The sequence below is a fragment of the Oceanibacterium hippocampi genome, from assembly GCF_900172325.1.
In the GTDB taxonomy this organism is placed as follows: domain Bacteria; phylum Pseudomonadota; class Alphaproteobacteria; order Sneathiellales; family Sneathiellaceae; genus Oceanibacterium; species Oceanibacterium hippocampi.
The window spans coordinates 310,976-332,351 of the sequence record NZ_FWFR01000001.1 but is presented as its reverse complement, the minus strand read 5'-3'; the positions used below and the strand labels follow the sequence as shown (position 1 = coordinate 332,351).

General features: G+C 66.5%; 17 protein-coding genes. 13 read left to right on the top strand and 4 right to left on the bottom strand.

Features of this window, described 5'->3' with window-relative positions; all coding sequences use genetic code 11:
* Positions 1–46: 46 nt before the first annotated feature.
* Positions 47–1,234 (top strand): M24 family metallopeptidase, encoded by a 1,188-nt coding sequence (locus OCH7691_RS01515; RefSeq protein WP_217807738.1) that lies wholly within the window; start codon positions 47–49, stop codon positions 1,232–1,234.
* Between the two features lie 26 nt (positions 1,235–1,260).
* The gene (hutG, locus tag OCH7691_RS01510; protein WP_245826451.1) at positions 1,261–2,064 is read left to right on the top strand and encodes an N-formylglutamate deformylase; all 804 of its coding nucleotides are present in this window, start codon (positions 1,261–1,263) and stop codon (positions 2,062–2,064) included.
* Here the strand turns inward: hutG and hutU are convergent.
* On the bottom strand, positions 2,061–3,737 hold the full coding sequence (gene hutU / locus OCH7691_RS01505) for a urocanate hydratase (protein ID WP_085881656.1): 1,677 nt from the start codon (positions 3,735–3,737) through the stop codon (positions 2,061–2,063). The two genes, hutG and hutU, sit on opposite strands and share 4 nt — an antisense overlap.
* A gap of 106 nt (positions 3,738–3,843) precedes the next feature.
* On the opposite strand from hutU, the gene OCH7691_RS01500 reads away from it, so the two are divergent.
* From OCH7691_RS01500 to htpG, 11 genes are all read left to right on the top strand, one after another.
* Complete coding sequence (locus tag OCH7691_RS01500; protein ID WP_085881655.1) at positions 3,844–5,244, top strand: formimidoylglutamate deiminase; 1,401 nt, start codon at positions 3,844–3,846, stop codon at positions 5,242–5,244.
* A complete protein-coding gene (locus tag OCH7691_RS01495) occupies positions 5,241–6,056 on the top strand; it encodes a phosphate/phosphite/phosphonate ABC transporter substrate-binding protein (protein WP_085881654.1) in 816 nt (271 codons plus the stop codon). The genes OCH7691_RS01500 and OCH7691_RS01495 overlap by 4 nt, the downstream gene beginning before the upstream one ends.
* Before the next feature lie 363 nt (positions 6,057–6,419).
* Positions 6,420–6,902, top strand: coding sequence for a cold-shock protein (locus OCH7691_RS23715; protein WP_085881653.1), 483 nt, complete (start codon positions 6,420–6,422; stop codon positions 6,900–6,902).
* A 173-nt stretch (positions 6,903–7,075) separates the two neighbouring features.
* Positions 7,076–7,771, top strand: a complete 696-nt coding sequence (locus OCH7691_RS01485; protein WP_085881652.1) for a glutathione S-transferase family protein — start codon at positions 7,076–7,078, stop codon at positions 7,769–7,771.
* Between the two features lie 60 nt (positions 7,772–7,831).
* A complete protein-coding gene (locus OCH7691_RS01480; RefSeq protein ID WP_085881651.1) occupies positions 7,832–9,070 on the top strand; it encodes a metal-dependent hydrolase family protein in 1,239 nt (412 codons plus the stop codon).
* Positions 9,071–9,138: 68 nt separating this feature from the next.
* Positions 9,139–9,408, top strand: coding sequence for a hypothetical protein (locus OCH7691_RS01475; protein WP_085881650.1), 270 nt, complete (start codon positions 9,139–9,141; stop codon positions 9,406–9,408).
* A 158-nt stretch (positions 9,409–9,566) separates the two neighbouring features.
* Positions 9,567–10,520: an ABC transporter ATP-binding protein gene (locus tag OCH7691_RS01470; protein ID WP_085883434.1), complete on the top strand. Its 954-nt coding sequence runs from the start codon at positions 9,567–9,569 to the stop codon at positions 10,518–10,520.
* Positions 10,520–11,251, top strand: a complete 732-nt coding sequence (locus tag OCH7691_RS01465) for an ABC-2 transporter permease (protein ID WP_085881649.1) — start codon at positions 10,520–10,522, stop codon at positions 11,249–11,251. Before OCH7691_RS01470 ends, OCH7691_RS01465 begins: the two co-directional genes overlap by 1 nt.
* A 3-nt stretch (positions 11,252–11,254) precedes the next feature.
* Positions 11,255–13,189, top strand: coding sequence for a Gldg family protein (locus tag OCH7691_RS01460; RefSeq protein ID WP_085881648.1), 1,935 nt, complete (start codon positions 11,255–11,257; stop codon positions 13,187–13,189).
* Positions 13,176–14,249, top strand: a complete 1,074-nt coding sequence (locus tag OCH7691_RS01455) for a DUF4340 domain-containing protein (protein ID WP_176244888.1) — start codon at positions 13,176–13,178, stop codon at positions 14,247–14,249. The genes OCH7691_RS01460 and OCH7691_RS01455 overlap by 14 nt, the downstream gene beginning before the upstream one ends.
* 81 nt (positions 14,250–14,330) lie before the next feature.
* Positions 14,331–16,211 carry a molecular chaperone HtpG gene (htpG, locus tag OCH7691_RS01450; protein WP_085881646.1) on the top strand — a complete coding sequence of 627 codons (1,881 nt, stop codon included), beginning with the start codon at positions 14,331–14,333 and terminating at the stop codon, positions 16,209–16,211.
* Between the two features lie 18 nt (positions 16,212–16,229).
* Here the strand turns inward: htpG and OCH7691_RS01445 are convergent, their stop codons facing one another.
* From OCH7691_RS01445 to acnA, 3 genes are all read right to left on the bottom strand, one after another.
* The gene (locus OCH7691_RS01445; RefSeq protein ID WP_085883433.1) at positions 16,230–17,036 is read right to left on the bottom strand and encodes an NUDIX hydrolase; all 807 of its coding nucleotides are present in this window, start codon (positions 17,034–17,036) and stop codon (positions 16,230–16,232) included.
* A gap of 97 nt (positions 17,037–17,133) precedes the next feature.
* The gene (locus OCH7691_RS01440) at positions 17,134–17,880 is read right to left on the bottom strand and encodes a DUF1223 domain-containing protein (protein ID WP_085881645.1); all 747 of its coding nucleotides are present in this window, start codon (positions 17,878–17,880) and stop codon (positions 17,134–17,136) included.
* 157 nt (positions 17,881–18,037) lie between these two features.
* On the bottom strand, positions 18,038–20,755 hold the full coding sequence (acnA, locus tag OCH7691_RS01435; protein WP_085881644.1) for an aconitate hydratase AcnA: 2,718 nt from the start codon (positions 20,753–20,755) through the stop codon (positions 18,038–18,040).
* Positions 20,756–21,376: the final 621 nt, after the last annotated feature.

Below are 21,376 nucleotides of genomic sequence, written 5' to 3'. Positions count from 1 at the left end.
GCTCATAGACTGAACCTGCCGACAGGGCCTTTTCGGGAGGTGCGCGATGTTCGAGGCGGTAGCGATCGATCAGGTTGCGTTGCGCGCATGGCGACTGGACCGCCTGCGGGCGGAGATGAAGGCCCGGGACGTCGCCGCCGCACTGTTCTACGACCCGATCAATATCCGTTACGCGACCGGCAGCTCGAACATGCAGGTCTGGGTCCTGCACAACCCGGTGCGTTACGTTTTCGTGCCGCTCGAAGGCCCGATCACGTTGTTCGACTTCCACGGCTGCGCCCATCTCTCCGACGGCATCGAGGTGATCGCCGAGGTCCGCCCGGCGCGGGCCTGGACCTATTTCGCCGCCGGACCGGTGGTCGATGAACGGGCGACCCTCTGGGCCGGCGAGATCGTCGATCTCTGGCGGCAATGGGCGCCCGGCGGCCGGCTCGCCGTCGACCGGCTGGAGCCGATCGGGGTGGAGGCGCTGACCCGGCACGGGATCCGGCTCGCCGACGGCCAGGCGGTGTCCGAGGCGGCGCGCCGGATCAAGGGTCCGGAAGAGGTGAAGGCGATGCGGCTCGCGATTGCCAGTGCCGAGGCCGGCATGGCGGCGATGCAGGCGGCGCTTCAGCCCGGCATGACCGAGAACGAGGTCTGGTCGATCCTGCACCAGGTCAATATCTCCCGTGGCGGGGAGTGGATCGAGACCAGGCTGCTTGCCTCCGGCCAGCGGACCAACCCGTGGTTTCAGGAGTGCGGTCACCGGGTCATCGAAACGGGCGACCTGGTTTGTTTCGATACCGATCTGATCGGTCCGGAGGGCTATTGCGCCGATATCTCGCGGAGCTGGCGGGCCGGTGACGGGATGCCGAACGATCGCCAGCGGAGGATCTATGCGATCGCGCACGAACAGGTCACCCGCAATATCGAGGTCCTGAAGCCCGGCATGACCCATACCGAGTTCACCGAACTCGGCTTTCAGCTTCCCGATCCCTACCGGGCGCAGCGCTATTCGGTGATCGCGCACGGGGTCGGGCTCTGCGACGAGTTTCCATCCGTCGTCTATCCCGAGGATGTGGCGATGGCGGGGTATGAAGGCGTCCTTGAACCGGGTATGACGGTCTGCGTCGAAAGCTATGTCGGCGAGGTCGGTGGACCCGACGGGGTCAAGCTCGAGGAACAGCTCCTGATCACCGAGACCGGTGTGGAAGTGCTGTCGGGCTATCCGTTCGAGGAGCGCTTTCTCTGACCCTGCCGGGGAATTGATCCAGGGTGGTGCGCGACTTGAATCAGGATGTCTACACGCTGGAAGCGGCCAGGGTGCCGCTTCTCGTTTCCATGCCCCATACGGCGTCGGCCGTACCGGACGATCTCGCCCGGACGATGACCGCCGAGGGCCGCGCCGCGATCGACGCGGACTGGCATATCGACCGGCTCTACGCCTTCGCCCGGGAACTGGGGGCCGGGATGCTGACGCCCCGCTACGCCCGTTATGTCGTCGATCTCAACCGCGACCCGTCGGGAGCCTCGCTCTATCCGGGGCGGAGTGTCACCGAGCTTTGCCCGACGACGACGTTCGACGAGGCGCCGATCTACCGTGATGCGCCGCCGGACGCGGCCGAGACCGCCCGGCGGATCAGCGCCTACTGGCGGCCCTATCACGACGCGCTCGGGGCCGAGCTTCGACGGATCCGCGAGACCCACGGTGTTGCGCTGCTGTTCGACGCCCATTCGATCCGCTCGGTCGTGCCGCGCTTCTTCGATGGCCGGTTGCCCGATCTCAATCTTGGTTTCGGGGGCGGAACGACGGCTTTCGGCGAGATCGTCGAGGGGCTGGCGGGGATTGCCGGGACGAGCGGTTACAGCCATGTCGTCGACGGTCGCTTCAAGGGCGGGTACATCACACGGCATTACGGTGCGCCGGGCGACGGTATCCACGCGATCCAGCTCGAACTCGCGCAGGCGACCTACATGGACGAGGCGCCGCCCTTCAGCTTCGACGAGGAAAAGGCGACCGCCCTGCAGGCGGTGCTGCGTGACATGCTGGGCTGGCTGCTCGACTGGGCGGCCCGGCGCTAGCCCTTCAGCATCGGCAGATCGAGCTTCATTTCCCGGGCGCAGTCGAGAGCCTCCTCGTAGCCGGCGTCGGCGTGGCGCATGACGCCGCTTGCCGGATCGTTGGTGAGCACGCGCTGAAGGCGTCGTGCGGCGCCGTCGCTGCCGTCGGCGACGATGACCATGCCGGCGTGCTGGGAATAGCCCATGCCAACTCCGCCGCCGTGATGCAGCGAGACCCATGTGGCGCCGGACGCGCAGTTGAGCAGCGCGTTCAGCAACGGCCAGTCCGAGACTGCGTCCGAGCCGTCCCGCATGCTCTCGGTTTCCCGGTTGGGGCTGGCGACCGAACCGGAATCCAGATGATCGCGGCCGATCACGATCGGGGCCTCGACCTCGCCCCGGCGGACCAGTTCATTGAAGGCGAGGCCGAGCCGGGCGCGGTCGCCGAGCCCGACCCAGCAGATCCGGGCCGGCAGGCCCTGGAAGTGGATGCGCGATGCCGCCATGTCGATCCAGTTGTGCAGGTGCGGATCGTCGATCAGCGCCTTCACGACCGCGTCGGTGCGCGCGATATCCTCCGGATTGCCGGAAAGCGCCGCCCAGCGGAAGGGGCCGACGCCGCGGCAGAACAGCGGCCGGATATAGGCCGGGACGAAGCCCGGGAAATCGAACGCGTCGCGGACCCCTTCCTGCAGCGCCATCTGGCGGATGTTGTTGCCGTAGTCGACGACGGGAATGCCCGCTCGCTTGAAGTCGAGCATGGCGCGGACCTCGACCGCGATGCTCGCCATCGCCGCCGCGACCGTGCCTTTGGGATCTCGCTGACGCCGCTCCTCGGCCTCGGCCCAGGACCAGCCGGCCGGCAGATAGCCGTTCAGCGGGTCGTGGGCGCTGGTCTGGTCGGTCACCAGATCGGGCCGGGCGCCACGACGGACCAGTTCGGGAAAGACCTCGGCGGCGTTGCCGAGCAGCCCGACCGAGCGGGCCTCGCCGGCGGCGGTCGCCTTTTCAATGCGGAGAAGCGCGTCGTCCAGGCTGTCCGTGCTTTCGTCCAGGTAGCCGGTCTTCAGCCGCATCTCGATACGGCTCGCCTGGCATTCCACGGCCAGCATGGAGGCACCGGCCATGGTGGCGGCAAGCGGCTGGGCGCCGCCCATCCCGCCGAGCCCCGCGGTCAGGATCCAGCGGCCGGCGAAGCTGCCGCCGAAATGCTGGCGGGCCGCCTCGACGAAGGTTTCGTAGGTGCCCTGGACGATCCCCTGGCTGCCGATGTAGATCCACGAGCCCGCCGTCATCTGGCCGTACATCATCAAGCCCTTGGCGTCGAGGGCGTTGAAATGTTCCCAGTCGGCCCAGTGCGGTACCAGGTTGGAATTGGCGATCAGCACCCGGGGCGCGTCCTCGTGCGTGCGGAAGACGCCGACCGGCTTGCCGGACTGGACGAGCAGGGTCTGGTCGAGTTCCAGCCGCTTCAGCACCTCGACGATCCTGTCGAAGCAGTTCCAGTCGCGCGCCGCCCGACCGATCCCGCCATAGACGACCAGTTCCTGGGGATTCTCGGCGACTTCGGCGTCGAGATTGTTCATCAGCATGCGAAGCGGCGCCTCGGTCACCCAGTGCTTCGCGTTCAGTGTCGTCCCGCGCGGGGCGCGAATGCGGCGCATGTTGTCGCGCCGCGGATCGAGTGCCGCCATGCCCTGTCTCCCCCCAGTTTCCACCGGTGATCGATCTGGACTTGTATATACAACTTCGGGCAAGCTTGCGACCGTGGATTCGGCGGCGGCAGGGCGAGCGGGCGACATGACCGGTACGGCGCGCGTATTGTTCGCGGACGAGGCGCTGCTTGACGGCGGCTGGGCCCGGGACGTGCGCCTGGAAGTCAGCGCCGACGGGCATTTTTCGGATGTCCGTTCCGGCGCCGCCCCCGATGGGGCGGAGCACCTGCGCGGGCCTGTCGTGCCCGGGATTCCCAACTGCCACAGTCACGCCTTCCAATGGGCGATGGCCGGCCTTGCCGAGTATCGCGCGCGGCCGGACGACAGCTTCTGGAGCTGGCGGCAGATGATGTACGGCTTCGTCGCCGCCCTCGGGCCGGAAGATCTCGAGGCCATCGCGACCCTGCTTTACATCCGCATGCTGAAGGCCGGCTATACCGCCGTCGCCGAGTTTCATTACCTGCATCGCGCGCCGGATGGCAGCCGCTATGCCGATCCGGCGGAAATGGCGCAACGCATCGCCGCCGCCGCCGCGCGCGCGGGCATCGGGCTGACCTTGCTGCCGGTGCTCTATCTCCGAGCCGGCGCCGATGGCGGTCCGCTGGAGGCCCGCCAGGTCCGCTTTCGCTGCGACGGCGAACTGGCGATGGAGATCATCGCCGCGACCGGCGACAGCCTGAAGGCGAACGCGGGGCGCGCGGGCATGGCGCCGCATTCGCTCAGGGCGCTGCCGCCGGCGGCGTTGCGCGATGCCCTCGCGATGCTCGATGCATTCGACGCTGCGGCTCCCCGCCATATTCACGTTGCCGAGCAACCGGCTGAAGTCGAGGAGATCCAGCGTCATCTGGGTCGCCGGCCAGTTGCCTGGCTGCTCGACAATCACGACATCGACGCCCGCTGGTGCCTGGTCCACGCCACGCATATGGACGGCGACGAGACGGACGGGCTGGCGCGGTCCGGCGCGATCGCCGGACTGTGTCCGACGACCGAGGCCAATCTCGGCGACGGCCTGTTCCGCGCCGTCGATTTCATGGCGGCCGGCGGGCGCATGGCGATCGGCAGCGACAGTCATGTCGGCCTGTCGCCGTTCGAGGAACTGCGTCTTCTCGAATACGGCCAGCGTCTCGTGCATGGCCGGCGCAACCTGCTCATGGGTGCCGCGGACGGTACCGGATCCGTCGGCCGCTGGATGTTCGGCGAGGCGGCGGCGAACGGTGCCCTGGCCACAGGGCGCCCGGTAGGTCGCATCGGACCGGGCGCGCGGGCGGACCTCCTCGTGCTTGACGCCGAACAGCCGGCATTGCTTGGCCGGACCGGTGACGGCCTGCTCGACGCGGCGATCTTTGCCGCCAGCGCACCACCGGTCCGCGATGTCCTGGTCGGCGGCCGGTGGCGGGTCCGCGACGGTGTCCATCCGGATGAACCGGCCGCTCACGCGGCCTACGCGACCGTACTGCGCCGTATCCTGCCGGAGCTCCAGTCATGAGCGAACTGATCGCCGCGCTGCCGATGTATGATTTCGAGGAGGTCAGATCGGCGACCGATGCGCTCTGGTCGGCGATTGCCGGCCGACTCCGCGAGGCCGGCCTCGGGAATGTCCCGACAAGCCTCGTCCGTGACGTTGCGCCGCCGGCGGTCTGGCGTTCGCCTGACCTGCTGCTCGCGCAGACCTGCGGGTATCCACTGATGAACGGCATCGCGGGAGACGCCATACCGCTCGCCCGCCCGGTATACCAGGCGCCCGGATGCGAAGACGCGGGACGTCATTGTTCCTTCCTCGTGGTCCGGGCCGATGCGAACGGTCACGTTCTTGCTGACTTCCGGGGCCGGGTCGCGGCCTTGAACGGCCACGATTCGAACACCGGGATGAACCTGTTCCGTCATGCCGTCGCACCGCACGCGCGTGACGGGCGGTTCTTCGGCGGGCTGGTGATGACCGGGGCGCATGTCGAAAGCCTCGCGGCGGTCGCCACCGGCCGTGCGGATATCGCTGCGGTCGATTGCGTCAGCTTCGCGTTGCTTGCCCGCTATCGTCCCCGCGCCGTTGTCGGTATCCGGGTGCTCGGCCGCACCGCCTCGGGCCCGACCCTGCCGATCATTACGGCCAGGCAAAGGAGCCCGGCGGAACGTCGCACGATTCGCCGCATACTCGGGTCGATCGGGGTCGATCCGGCCCTCGCGCCGGTCCGCGCGGCGCTGTTGCTCGAAGGCTTCGTTCCCTGTGACAAGAGAACCTACCGGCGGATCGACGGATTGGCCCGGCAGGCGGCGGCGGGCGGCTATCCACGGCTGGCCTGAAAGGTTTTGCGGCCTATTCGTGTGGTTTCTCGCGTATAAGTAGAACGCTGCGAATCATTGCCGGGCGCAAGGGCCGATAACACTTGCCGGCAGCGATTCCGCGGTCAATGATCCGCGCTGCGGGAGCAGCCCGGGCCACGCAATGCAAGTACATGATTTATCATGATTTTATTGAAATATTCGATCCATCGAAGAAGCCCCAACTTGTGCTCAGTGTAAACTTACATGTCGCAAGACGACTGGACATTTAAAAAGTTAAGGTTATTAAGAGAAAAATGGTCATCAAGTGGAAACGTGACCTGCAGCGGCTAGCGCGCTGCGTTAGGTTGGTAGCTTTAATATTAAGGGTTGTGGGGGGTCAGGATGCAGGAGCACGGCGAAGTCTCGCCGGGCGGTAATTCGAGCGTAGTGGCCACTATTAAGTGGTTCAACGTCGCAAAGGGCTTCGGATTCGCAGTTCCGGATGGTCAGAACCGTGATGCCTTTCTGCATGCGTCCGTACTCGAAGCCGTGGGACGGACGGAGTTGCCGGAAGGCTGTCGTGTCGTTTGTGATGTTGTCGAAGGGCCGCGCGGCTTGCAGATTACCGCCATCCACGACGTGGACGCGGAAGCAGCGCCCGTTGTCGGGGAGGTCAGCCAGATCGAAGGCACCGTCAAGTTCTTCAACAACCAGAAGGGCTTCGGCTTTGTCATTCCGGATGGCGGCGGCCGCGACATCTTCATTCACGCCCGGGTCATCGAGGGCGCGGGCGGCGAGCAGCTGAGTGCCGGTCAGCGTGTCCGGATGACCGTGCGCCACGGCGCGCGCGGGCCGCTCGCGGAAGGTCTCGATATTCTCCCCTGACTTTGCAAAGCCCTGCGCGCGGTGCGCCCTGCGCCGCCCTGCACCGGGTAGCAAGCTGTCTTCGAGAATTCAGCCTTGCCCGATCCGGACGCCGGCCCGATTATCGGCCGCTCAGACCGGCCGCAGCGCATGCCGCGCAGTTCGGCCGTGTCGAACGATGATCGGGGAGGCAAATGGCCATCAAACTGTACGAACTGGCCGCGGTCGACGACGCCCGGCTCTTCAGCCCCTATTGCTGGCGGGTAAGACTGTCGCTCAGTCACAAGGGGTTGCCCTTCGACTGCGAGCCGGTGCGTTTCACGGAGAAGGACAAGATCGCTTTCTCCGGCCAGAAGCTCGTCCCGGTCCTCGTCGACGGCGCTGAGACCGTAAGCGACAGCTGGGCGATCGCCGAATATCTCGAAACCGCCTATCCCGACCGGCCGTCATTGTTCGGCGGCGAGTCCGGCCTGGGCCTCGCTCGTTTCGCAACGATGTGGGCGGACCAGACGATCCTGCCTGGCGTGATGCGGCTGATCGTCCTCGATCTCTGGCATCATCTCGCGCCCGGGGATCAGGCCTATTTCCGCGAAACCCGGGAAAAGCGCTTTGGCATGACGCTCGAACAGTTCGGCGCCGACCCGGACGACCATCGCAAGCGCCTCGGCAAGTCGTTGCAGCCGTTCCGCAGCCTGCTTGGCGGCCAGGACTTCCTGCATGGTGCCGCGCCGGGCTACGCCGACTATGCGGCGGTCTCCGGCTTCTGCTGGGCGGCCGCCGTGTCCGAGCAGACGATCGTCGAAGCCGATGATCCGATTGCCGCGTGGCGGGACCGTGTCCTCAGCCGCCGCGCCGACGCTGTTGCCAGCGCCCTGCGCTACGCGGCGTGATCGTGTTCCGCCGCCCGGTCGGGCGATGGGCGGCATCGCACTGAAGGGAGAAACAGCGACATGACCCTGCTTTTCACCGGTGGTCGCCTTTTCGACGGCAAGACCATGCAGGACGGTCAGGCCGTGCTCGTGGAGAACGGACGGATCGCGAAGATCGCCGCGGCCGGAACTTTCAGCGGCTTTGCCGGGGAAACCGTGGATTGCGCCGGCGCGACGCTGATGCCCGGGCTGGTCGATTGCCATGTTCACCTCTGCCTCGGGGCCGAGGGCGACCCCGGCGGCGCACAGGACAAGCTGGACGATGCCGGAATGGCGCTGAAGGCACTAGAACGGGCGCAGAAGACGCTGCGCGGCGGCGTCGTCGCGGTTCGCGATTGCGGCGGCCGGAACTACGTCGAGCTTCGGGTTCGGGACGCGATCAAGGCCGGGACCTTCGAAGGCCCGGTGGTCAGCGCCTCGGGCCGTGTCATCTGCATGACCGGCGGTCACGGCAACCGCACCGGGCGGGTCGCCGACGGCAAGGACGACGTGATCCGCGCGGTGCGCGAGCAGATTCACGCCGGCGTCGACCAGATCAAGATCATGGCCACCGGCGGTGTCATGACGCCTGGTGTCGATCCGGAGGACGCCCATTACTCTGCCGAGGAGATGGCCGCCGGCATCGCCGAGGCAAATCGATTCCGGCGCCGTACGGTCAGCCACGCCCAGGGCGCCGAAGGCATCCTGAACGCGGTGCGCGGCGGCGTCACCTCGATCGAGCACGGTATCTTCATGGACGACGACTGCCTGAAGGAAATGATCGAGCGCGGCACCTACCTCGTGCCGACCCTGTCGGCGGTCGCCAATATCCTGCGCAACAAGGACCGTGGCATCCCCGAATGGGCGGTGCGGAAATGCGAACGGGTCTACCAGGCCCACAAGGCCTCGTTCCGCCGCTTTTACGAGGCCGGCGGTCGGATCGCCATGGGCACCGACGCAGGAACGCCCTACAACCTCCACGGCGAGAACGCCCAGGAACTCCGCTACATGGTCGAGGAGGGCATGTCGCCGATCGATGCGCTCCGCGCCGCGACGGCGGTCGCGGCCGATCTCGTCGGGCTGGAGCAGCAGGGCCGGCTTGCCGAGGGCGCCCATGCGGACCTCCTGCTGGTCGACGGCGATCCCTCGATCGATATTTCCCGGGTCGCCGACCGCGCCAATCATCGCGCGGTCTACAAGTCCGGGAGGCCGGCCAGCGGCGCTCCGAGAATGGCCAACGGCCTCGGGGGTTTCCAGTCGGCCGCGGCGTCCAGTTTCTGATCCGCGACGGTTCCGGAATGCAGCGCGGTTTAGGAGAATTTTAACCAAGATTGCCGCAATCTCGAGGCATGAACAGGCAACCCGTTCCCCTCGAGCTCTCCGTCGACCAGGAAGTCGAAGTTCTCTCGTCGGACGAGATGGCGCGACTCGTGCCGCGCGCGGAAATCGCCCGCCTGCGGAAAGAATATCCCGATCTGCAGGGTACCTTCGTTGGCCGACCCGACGGATCCGTGGTGTTCTGCCCGAGTTCCGGGGCTCCGAAAACGATCCCGCACGTGCGGCGGAAGGTCTTCGGGATCGGCGCCGCGATCCGGCGCCGGCTCGACCTCAAGGCCTGAAGCCCGACGGTTCCCCGGGATCGGGCAATTTGCCTGTTCCGCAAGTCTTGAAATCACCTGCCCCAGCGCTTAGCTGACCGCGTAAGTTGGTTGGCAAGCCGACGCCAATTCCGTTGGCCAACGACGGAGAAGGGGGCACGTTGCGTTCATCACCCGCACTGATCGAGATTCACGGTCTTTCCAAACATTTCGGGCCGTTTGCCGCGGTTGACGGCATCGACCTGACCGTTCCTGGCGGCGAAGTGCTGGGCTTTCTCGGCCCGAATGGCGCCGGCAAGACCACCACCATGCGGATGATCACCGGCTTTCTCGCGCCGAGCGCCGGTTCGATCACGATCGCCGGGTTTGATGTCGCCGCGGCGCCATTGCAGGCCCGCCAGGTGCTCGGCTACCTGCCCGAAGGAGCGCCGCTCTATCCCGACATGACCGTCGCGGGTTTCCTGGGCTTCATCGCCGAGGTGCGCCGGATCGACGGTCAGCGGCGCCGCGAGCGGCTCGACGCGGTGATCGACCAGGTCGGTCTCGGTGACGTGCTGCGTCAGCCGATCGGCACCCTGTCGAAGGGCTACAAGCGTCGCGTCGGCCTCGCCCAGGCGATCGTCCACGAGCCGCGTGTGCTGATCCTCGACGAGCCGACCGACGGCCTCGACCCCAATCAGAAGCACGAGGTGCGGAAACTGATCCGGGCGATGGCCCGCGACCGGGCGATCGTCATTTCCACCCATATTCTCGAAGAGGTCGAGGCGGTCTGCAGCCGCGCGGTGATCATCGACCGCGGCCGCATCATCGCCGACGGCACGCCGGACGAACTGAAGGCCCGTTCGGGCTATCACAACGCCGTGGTGCTGACAGTGCCGCGTGCCCAGGCGGGGGCCGCGACCGAGGATCTGAAGGATCTTCCCGGGGTCGAGCGGGTAACCCGCGACGAGCTCGCCGACGGCTACGACCGGTACACGGTGATCCCGACCGAATCGGTTTCGATCGCCGGTGCAGTGTCGGGTCTCGTCCGCGAACGCGGCTGGTCGGTCCGCGAACTCTACGTGTTGCCGGGCCGTCTCGACGACGTGTTCCGCAAGCTCACCGGACACCGGCAAAGCGGAGAGGCGGCGTAATGAGCGCTATCTGGAGTATCGTCCGGCGCGAGCTCGCCGGCTATTTCGCGACTCCGGTCGCCTATGTCTTCATCGTCGTCTTCCTGCTGCTGACCGGCATCTTCACCTTCTATCTCGGCAATTTCTTCCAGCGCGGACAGGCCGACCTTCTCGCCTTCTTCAATTTCCATCCCTGGCTCTACCTGTTCCTCGTCCCGGCCATCGCCATGCGGCTCTGGTCGGAGGAGCACAAGGCGGGCACGACCGAACTGCTGCTGACCTTGCCATTGCCGGCCTACGCCGCGGTGATCGGCAAGTTTCTCGCCGGCTGGATCTTCATCGGCATCGCGCTTCTGCTCACCCTGCCGATCTGGCTCACGGTGAACTGGCTCGGCAGCCCGGACAACGGCGTCATCGTCGCCGGATACCTCGGATCCTTCCTGATGGCAGGCGGATTCCTCGCCATCGGCGCCTGCTTCTCCGGGATGACCTCGAACCAGGTGATCGCCTTCGTGCTCAGCGTCGTCACCTGCTTCCTGTTCATCGTCGCCGGTGTGCCGATCGTCCTCGACCTGTTCACCGGCTGGGCGCCGGAGGCGCTGGTCTCGACCGTCGCCTCGCTGAGTTTCGTCAGCCATTTCCAGGGCATCGTGAAGGGTGTCATCGACCTCCGCGACCTCGTCTATTTCGCCTCCATGATCGTCCTCTGGCTGATCGCCAATGGCATCGTGGTCGAGCTCAGGAAGGGGTGAGCGATGAACCGGAAAGCCTATGCGCTGAGCGGCCTGGCACTTCTCGTCGTCCTGCTGTTCGCGATCAATATCCTGGCCGACGGCCTGTTCCGCGGCGCCCGCATCGATCTCACCGAACGCGGCCTCTACACGCTGTCGGACGGGACCCGCAAGGTGGTCGCCGGGCTGGATGAGCCGATCCGTCTGCGCCTGTTCTATTCGGAGAAACTGGCGACCACGGTTCCCGACATCCGCGTCTACGGCCAGCGCGTCCGCGACCTGCTCGAGGAGATCGCGAGCGTCAGCGACGGCAAGGTGCAGCTCGAGGTGATCGATCCGGAACCCTTCTCGACCGCCGAGGATCTGGCCGTCGCGTCCGGCGTGCGTGGCGTGCCGGTGAGCGAATCCGGCGATCAGCTCTATTTCGGGCTCGTCGGACGGAACAGCACGGACGACGAGGTCGTCATCCCGTTCTTCCGGAGCGACCGCGAACCGTTCCTCGAATACGAACTGACGCGCGCGATCTATCGCCTCGGTCACCCGGCACGGCAGATCGTCGGAATCCTGACCGCACTGCCGATGGAATACGGCCCGGGCGGAATCCAGGGGGCAATGCAGGGGCGCTCGCAGCCCTATGCCCTGCTCGACGAGATGCGGGACTTCTATGACGTCCGTTTCCTCGACCCGACGGCGCTCGCCCGGGTTCCGGATGACGTGACCCTGCTGCTCGTGGCGCATCCGAAGAAGTTCTCTCCGACGACGCTCTACGCGATCGACCAGTTCGTCCTTGGCGGCGGCCGCGCGATGATCTTCGTCGACCCCTTCTCGGAAACCGAACTCGGCGGCGGCGGTGGCATGATGCCGAGCCCGGATCGGGGCTCCGACCTCGGCCCCTTCACGGAGCCATGGGGCATCTCGATGGTGACGGACAGGTTCGTCGCCGATATCGGCAGCGCGACCCGTGTCGGTTACAACAACTCGGTGGTCGACTACGTCGCCTGGCTCGGCCTCGGCGAACAGCGCCTGAACCAGGACATCCCGCTTACCGCCGGCCTCGGCACCATCAACATGGCCAGCCCCGGCGCGCTGGAACGGCGCGACGACGCGCCGATGGAATGGACGCCGCTGATCACCTCCTCGCCGCAAGCGACCCTGATGGAGACCGAGCGGATCGCCGGCCGTCCGGAGCCGGACAAGCTGCTGATCGGCTACAAGCCGGAAGGCGGCGCCAGGGTCCTGGCGGCGCTGCTGCGCGGCGAGGTGCCGAGTGCCTTTCCCGACGGCCCCCCGGCGCCCGAGCCGGCGGCCGAGGACGCAGGCCCGAAGGCCGACGAGGCACCGGCCGAGGCGACGCCCATGCCGGCCCCGCTGGCCCGGAGCAACGGACCGGTCAATGTCCTCGTGGTCGCCGACAGCGACATGCTGGCCGACCGTTTCTGGGTCCGGCGACAGAATTTCATGGGTGAGCAGCTGGCGATCCCGACGGCAGCGAATGCGAGCTTCGTGATCAATGCGCTGGAGCATCTGAGCGGCTCCGACGAACTGATCGGCCTGCGCAGCCGCGGTTTCTCGAGCCGGCCCTTCGAGGTCGTGGAGGATATCCGCCGCGAGGCCGAGGGTCGCTATCGCGAGGAGGAAAACCGCCTGCAGCTGCGTCTGCAGGAGACCGAGAACCGGATTGCCGAGCTTGAAAGCAAGGTCGGCGGCACCGGCGACATCCTGCCGAAGGGCCAGGCCGAGGCGATCGAGAGCTTCCGCCAGGAGCTGCTGGAGACGCGGCGCGCGCTCCGCCAGGTACAGCGCGACCTGCGCGGCGACATCGACGCGCTGGAAACCCGTATCCAGGTTCTCAATATCGGGCTCATGCCTCTGCTGGTGGCGCTCATCGCCATCTTCATCGGCCTCTTCCGCATCAGTCGGCGTCATGCCGGCAAGGGGATCCGCCATGCGTCGCAATAGCTGGATCGTCCTCCTGCTCATTACCATCGTCGCGACCGGCGCGGCGATTTGGGTGGCGATGCGGCCGGAAATCGCCGGCGACCTGGATCGTCGGGCCGGCACCATGTTCCCGGAATTGCGCGACGACCTGGACCTGGTCGCGAGCCTTTCGGTCAAGAGCGCCGATGGCAGCTTCACCATCGCCCGAGGCGCGGGCGGCACCTGGGGACTCGTCGAGAAGGGCGGCTATCCCGTGCCGGCCGACCAGGTGAAGAAGGCTCTGGTGGCGCTTGCCTCGCTGGAGTTCATCGAGGCCAAGACCGAGCTGCCCGAACGCTACGGCAAGATCGGCGTCAGCGACGTCGGCGCGGACGGCTCGGACGCGGTCGAGATCGCGGCGAAAGACGGCGACGGCAAGGTCATGGCGTCGCTGTTGCTCGGCAAGACCAAGCGGCCCGAGGCCGGCACCCGACCGGCGGAGATCTACGTCAGGGTTCCCGGCGAGGCCCGCGCCTGGCTGGTCAGCGGCCGCTTCGACGTGAAGCGGAAGGCGATCGACTGGCTCGACAAGAATACTGTTCAGATCAAGGGCGAGCGGATCGCCGAGGCGCGGTATTCGTGGCCTGATAGTACCGAGGTGCATCTGAGCCGTGGCGCGGAAGGCGCGCCGGTGACCCTCGAGGACATCCCCGAGGGCCGCAAGGCGAAGGCCGAATCCGACCTGAAGACGATGCTGGAGGTGCTGGAATTCATCACCTATGTCGATGTCGCGCCCGCCGAGGACCTGGATTTCAGCGATGCTGGCGAGGCGCATCTCAGGACCTTCGACGGGCTGGCCGCGAGCGTACGGATAAAGCCGGAAGCCGACGGAAAGGAATCGTCAGCCTGGATCACTGTCGATGTCAGCGCCGGGGATGACGCCAGCGACGAGGTAAGACAGGAGGCCGCAGCCATGGCCGATCGCCTGGACGGCTGGGCCTATCGGCTTCCCGGTTATCGCGCCGACCGGCTGCAGCGCCGCATGGCGGATCTGACCGAGCCGGTGGAGGCGTCTGGAACCGCCGGGGCAACCGGCAACTGAGCGCCGGCACGGACTTGAAGCCTGCCCCCGTCACTGCCTATATGTGCGCCAATCCTCATTCCTGAATATCGAGAGCACGCGATGACAATCCAGACGCACAGCTTTCAGGCTGAAGTCAGCAAACTCCTGAAAATCGTCGCCAACTCGCTCTACAGCGAGAAGGAAGTGTTTCTTCGGGAATTGATCTCCAATGCCTCCGATGCCTGCGACCGCTTGCGCTACGCGGCCCTGACCGAGCCGAAACTGCTGGCCGACGATCCGGAACTCCAGGTCCGGTTGAGCGTCGACGCGAAGCAGAAGACGCTGACAATCGAGGATAACGGCATCGGCATGAGCCGTGACGAGCTGATCGGCAACCTCGGCACGATCGCCCGTTCCGGCACCTCCGCCTTCATGTCGGAAGCCTCCGGCGACGAGAAGAAGGACGTCAACCTGATCGGACAGTTCGGCGTCGGCTTCTATTCCGCCTTCATGGTCGCCGACGAGGTGACCGTCGAAAGCCGCAAGGCCGGCGAGTCCGAGGGTTGGCGCTGGAAGAGCGCCGGCCAGGGCGAGTTCACGATCGAGGAGGTCGATACCGCGCCGGCCCGTGGCACGCGGATCGTCCTGCACCTGAACAAGGACGCGAAGGAGTTCCTGGAGAAGCCCCGACTCTCCGGCATCGTGCGCACCTATTCCGACCATGTCGGGCTGCCGATCCGTATCGCGGGCGAGGACGGCAAGGCGGAGACGCTGAACAAGGCGAGCGCGCTCTGGACCCGGCCGAAATCGGAAATCACCGCCGAGCAATATACCGAGTTCTACCATCATGTGAGCCACGCCTTCGACGATCCGTGGCTCGTCCTGCATAACCGGGTCGAAGGCCGGATCGCCTACACGACGCTTCTCTACGTGCCTTCACAGCGCCCGTTCGACCTGTTCAACCCGGAACGGAAGTCGCATCTCAAGCTCTATGTGAACCGGGTTTTCATCACCGATGATTGCGAGGAATTGCTGCCCGGCTATCTGCGATTCGTCCGCGGCATCGTCGATTCGGAGGACCTGCCGCTCAATGTCAGCCGCGAGATGCTGCAGAACAATCCGGTGCTGGTCCGGATCCGCCAGGCGCTGGTGAAGCGCGTGCTCGGCGAGCTGCAGAAGAAGGCGGACAAGGCGACCGAGGAATATGCCACCTTCTGGGGCAATTTCGGCCCGGTGCTGAAAGAAGGTCTCTACGAGGACGCGGCGAACCAGGACAAGCTGCTCGAGCTCGCCCGCTTCCATTCGACGGCCGGCGACGGACTGGTCTCGCTGAAGGATTATGTCGCGCGGATGCCCGAGGGGCAGGAGGCGATCTACACCATCAGCGGCGATTCGCTGGCCACGCTTCGCAAGAGTCCGCAACTTGAAGGCTTCCGCGCCAAGGGCGTCGAAGTGCTGCTGCTGCACGATCCGGTCGACGATTTCTGGATGGGGCGCATTTCGGAGTTCGACAGCAAGCCGTTCCGCTCGATCACCCGCGGCGATATCGATCTCGGCGCCGTAAAGGGCGGCGACGCCGACAAGTCGGACGACAAGGCCGAGGCCCCGGCCGAGAAGGATATCGGCACCCTCATCGCGCTGATCAAGCAGACCCTCGGCGAGGCGGTGAAGGATGTCCGCGTATCCAAGCGGCTCACCGAGAGCCCGGTATGCCTGGTCGCCGACGAGCACGATCTCGACATGCACCTGGCCCGCGTGCTGAAGGCGCACAACCAGATCGAGCAGCGCGCCCCCCGGATCCTCGAACTCAACGCGAAGCATGCGTTGATCCGCGGCCTGGCCGAACGCGCGGCGAAGGCCGGCGCCTCGACCGAGATGGAGGAGGCGGCCGCGCTGCTGCTTGACCAGGCGCTGATCGTCGAGGGCGAACCGGTTGCCGATCCGGCGGCCTTCGCCCGCCGCCTCGCCGATGTCATGACGCGGAGCTTCGGCGCCGCCTGAGCGCGGGCCGCCGGGCGATCAGCCGATCGCGCGCGATGCCCGTTCCTCGGTCAGGCCGTAGTCCGCAGCCGCCGGGATGGTGAGCCAGCGCTCGCCGTCCTCGCGCATTTCCATGGTCGGCTCGACGGTGACGAGCGGTGCCGAGGCGGCCTGTTCGAAGGCCGCGTCGACGCTCGCCGCGCGGCCGAGCTTGGCGACATTCATCCGTGTCGCGAAGACCAAGGTGCGCCGCTTCGCCTCCCAGTCGGCGAGCACGTCGAGCGGCCGCGCCCAGACGGAATCGACCGACTCGCTGCCATCGTGGACGGCGAGTTGATCCTCCGGCGCCCGGGCCAGGAAGAACATCGTGTCGAACCGCTTCGGCAGCGGCTTCGGCGTGATCCAGTGGGCGAAGGGGGCGAGCAGGTCGGTCGCGAGCTCCAGGTCCTCGGCCGCCGCGACCGTCGCCATGTCGGTCGTGTTGGCGACCAGCGCCGCGCGATACCTTGCCTCCAGCGCCGTCAGCATGTCGCCGCCGACCAGCGCCGCTGCGCCGCGCTTCCGCGCCAGCAGAACGCCGCATTCCTCGAACGCCTCGCGGATCGCCGCGACCCGGACCGCCCGCGCCGTTGCGTCCAGTCCCTCGCAGCCCGGGCAGCGGTCGGTGAGCCGCCCGTCGCAGTCCTCCGGATCGACCTTGCCGCCCGGGAAGACCAGTGCGCCCGAGGCGAAATCGATCTCCCGGTGGCGAACCACCATGAAGACCTCGAGCCCCGCCGGCCCGTCACGAAGCAGGAGAACCGTCGCGGACGGAATCGGCACAGGCGGGGCTTTCTTCTCGGACATCGATGGCTCCGGCATTTCGCGGTTGGTTTCCAGAGCTATAGCGGCCCGAGACGCGGGGGAGCAAGAAGGTCGTGCGGGGAAGGGGTCGAGGGCCGGATCAGGAGCCGCTGGCGTCGAAGGCAATTTCCAGCGCGCCGATGATCGGGCCGTAGCCGTCCTGCTGCACCAGGATGGCACAGCCGTCCCGACCCTTGCGGCGGATCGCGTCGAGGTCGAGGCGATATTCCCGCGCGCTGCCGTCCCAGGCCGCGATGCGGTTCAGGTTGCGGACCACGTTGTGATAGCGGACCGTGCGCCCGCTATTCTCGCCGCGCTGGATGGCGACCTCGTGGTTGCGGTCGATATCGACCTGCCACAGCCAGGCTCCGCCCTCGTGCGGCGGCAGCGATAGGACCAGCACCCCGTCCTCGATCCGAGCGGTGATGCCGAGGCTCTGGGTACGGTCGCTGTCGCTGGCGATCAGCCGCTCGATTCCGGCCCGGTTCGAGCCGACCTCGTGGGCGCGGCCGCCAACGACGACCTGCGGCGTATAGACATAGGAGGCGCCGAGCGCGGCGCCGTAGGCGCGCTGCCGGGCGGTTGTCTCGGCCAGCGCGAAGGTGTCCTTCCAGCCGATATAATCCCAGTAATCGACGTGGAACGACAGGCCGAGCACGCCGTCGCGGGTGGCCAGGTCATTCAGCAGCGCGTCGGCAGGCGGGCAGGACGAGCAGCCCTGGCTGGTGAAGAGTTCGAGAACGGTGACCGGCTTCAGCACGACATCGGCCGCCAGGGCCGGCCGGGCAAGCGCGGCGCCCGCGACAAGCGCGACGGTCATGCAGAGAAGGGAGAGATGCCGGATCATGAGCGACAGCCTACGCGCCGTGCGCCATCACGGGCGAATCACGTGTGAGTGAAAGAGACGCGCGGCCAACGGGCCGCGCCGCCCCGCCGGCCCGGGCGACCCGGACCGGCGTGACATGGGCGACCCGAAGCCGCCGCGTCTTTGCGAACGCGGCCGCTCAGGCCGACTTGGCAAGGTTGCGCAGCACATAATGCAGGATGCCGCCATTCTTGTAATAGGCGACCTCGTCTTCGGTATCGATCCGGCAGAGCAGGCCGATCTCGACCTTTTCGCCATTCGCCCGGGTGATCGTGCAGGGCACCGTCATGCCCGGCTTGATGCCGCCGGCGATACCGGTCAGGTCGAACACTTCGCTGCCGTCGAGGCCAAGCGACTTGCGATCGCTGCCGGCCGGGAACTGCAGCGGCAGCACGCCCATGCCGACCAGGTTCGAGCGATGGATGCGCTCGAAGCTTTCCGCGATGACCGCCTTGATGCCGAGCAGCAGGGTGCCCTTGGCGGCCCAGTCGCGGCTCGAACCGGTCCCGTATTCCTTGCCGGCGACAACGACCAGCGGGACGCCGGCGTCGGCGTAGTTCATCGCCGCGTCGTAAATCGACATCTGATCGCCCTGTGGCATCAGCCGGGTGACACCGCCCTCCGTGCCCGGCGCGAGTTCGTTGCGCAGGCGGATGTTGGCGAAGGTGCCGCGCATCATCACTTCGTGGTTGCCGCGCCGCGCCCCGTAGGAGTTGAAGTCGGCCGGCTTCACGCCATGCTGCTGCAGGTAGAGCCCCGCCGGGCTTTCGGCCTTGATCGCGCCGGCCGGCGAGATGTGGTCGGTGGTGATCGAATCGCCGAGCAGGGCCAGCATCCGGGCCCCGGTGATGTCGGAGAAGCCGCCGGCTTCCTTCGCCATGCCGGCGAAATAGGGCGGATGCTGGATATAGGTGGAATCCGCATCCCATTCGTAGACCTCGCTCGGATCGATCGCGATCGATTGCCAGGCCTCGTCGCCGGCGAAGGCGTTGCCGTACTCGTGCGTGAACATGGCCGGCGTGATCGAGGTCCGCACGGTCTCGGCGACCTCGGCGGTCGACGGCCAGATGTCGCGCAGATAGACCGGCTTGCCATCCTTGCCGGTGCCGATCGGGTCGTTGACGAGATCGAGGTCCATGGTGCCCGCGATCGCGTAGGCGACGACCAGGGGCGGCGAGGCAAGGTAGTTCGCCCGGGTGTGCGGGTTGACCCGGCCTTCGAAGTTGCGGTTGCCGGAGAGCACCGCGCAGGCAACCAAGTCGTTCTCGACGATGGCCTTGGAAATCGGCTCGGCGAGCGGCCCGGAATTGCCGATACAGGTGGTGCAGCCGTAGCCGACGAGGTTGAAGCCGAGCGCGTCGAGATCGTCCTGCAGCCCGGCCTCGGCGAGATAGTCGGAGACCACCTTGGAGCCCGGCGCCAGCGAGGTCTTGACCCACGGCTTCACCGTCAGCCCGAGCTTGCGCGCGTTGCGGGCGACCAGGCCCGCGGCGAGCATGACCGAGGGGTTCGAGGTGTTCGTGCACGACGTGATCGCGGCGATCACCACGTCGCCGTGGGCGAGGCCATAGTCGGCACCGGCGACCTTCACCCGGCCCTTGTCGGTCATCGCCTTGCCGCCGAGCAGGGCCGGCGCTTCCTTGCGGAAATTGGCCTGGGCGGTCGACAGCGCGACCAGGTCCTGCGGCCGCTTCGGTCCGGCGAGCGACGGCTCGACCGTCGCCATGTCGAGTTCGAGGATATCGGTGTAGACCGCCTCGACAGAATTCTCGTCCTGCCACATGCCCTGCGCCTTCGCATAGGCCTCGACCAGCTTGACCCGGTGCGGATCGCGTGCCGTCGCGGTCAGGAAGGCGATGGTTTCCTTGTCGATCGGGAAGATGCCGCAGGTGGCGCCGTATTCCGGCGCCATGTTGGCGATCGTCGCCCGGTCGGCGAGCGGCAACTCGGCGAGGCCGGGGCCGAAGAACTCGACGAACTTGCCGACCACGCCCTTGGCGCGCAGCATCTTGGTGATGGTCAGCACCAGGTCGGTCGCGGTCGTGCCTTCCTTGAGCCGGCCATTGAGCTTGAAGCCGACGACCTCGGGCAACACCATGGAGACCGGCTGGCCGAGCATCACCGCCTCGGCCTCGATGCCGCCGACGCCCCAGCCGAGCACGGCGAGGCCGTTGATCATGGTGGTGTGGCTGTCGGTACCGACGACCGTGTCGGGGAAGGCGAGCTGGCGATCGCCGTCCTTGCCGGTCCAGACCGTCTGCGCGAGATATTCCAGGTTCACCTGGTGGCAGATGCCGGTTCCCGGCGGCACGACGCGGAAATTGTCGAACGCGGTCTGGCCCCAGCGCAGGAAGGCGTAGCGCTCGATGTTGCGCGTCATCTCGAGGTCGACATTCTGGCGGAACGAACGGGCGGTGCCGAAATTGTCGACCATGACCGAATGGTCGATGACGAGGTCACACTGGTTGAGCGGGTTGATCTTCTTCGGGTCGCCACCGAGGGCGGCCATCGCGGCGCGCATCGCGGCGAGGTCGACGACGGCCGGCACGCCGGTGAAATCCTGCATGAGCACGCGGCAGGGCCGATAGGCGATCTCGCGCGGCGAGCGTCGTTCCTTCAACCAGCCGCCGACCGCCTTGATGTCGTCCATCGTGACGCTGCGGCCGTCCTCGAAGCGGAGCAGATTCTCGAGCAGCACCTTCATCGAGAAGGGCAGTCGGGCGAAGTCGCCGTAGCCGGCCTCGCCTGCCGCCGGAATGCTGAAATAGTCATAGGCGGTGCCGTCGACCTCGATCGTGCGGCGCGTTTTCAGGCTGTCCTGGCCAACGGTGCTCAATTCTTCCTCCGATTGTGACATGTGGCGTTCCCCGGCGCCGCAGGATTGAGGCCGCCCGGGCGAGCGTATTGCGGGGTTACGGCGATGCGATCGCTGGCATAACAGATGCGCACCGGGAATTCCAGAATGCGCCGGCCCCCACCAGCCTGCGACGATTTCGAACAACGATCTTATCGTATCTGCGAAACAACCGGCCAAGGAACTCGAAAAGTCCGTTTCCCGGCAAAAAACCGTGCCCGTCGCGACAGTCGCCCTGGAGCATTCGAGGTCAAAGACACTGCCGATCGGCCGTCCGTGCAGGTGTGGCGGCGCAGGCCCGGCGCGTATTATGGCCGCGACCGATCGGCGCAGGTTGTGCCGCGGTTTGGCCCTGGAATCGCCATCTTCAGGGACCCCGTGCGGGGGGCGCCGAAGGCAACGGGGACCGGGGTGTCGCGACGGCAACCGGGGCGGCCGCGGGCGGATCGATGAACGGCCATTGGCTGCTGATGCATCCGGTATTATTTCCTTGACGGTCATAGTATGGTTCGACTATCGCAAAACGAGCCGTCACCCATAAAAAAGTAACGATGACGGTACTTAGGGAGGTTGCATCAGGGTTCCGCAACCACAGAACATTCAGTGCGTTTGGTCGCAGCAGGT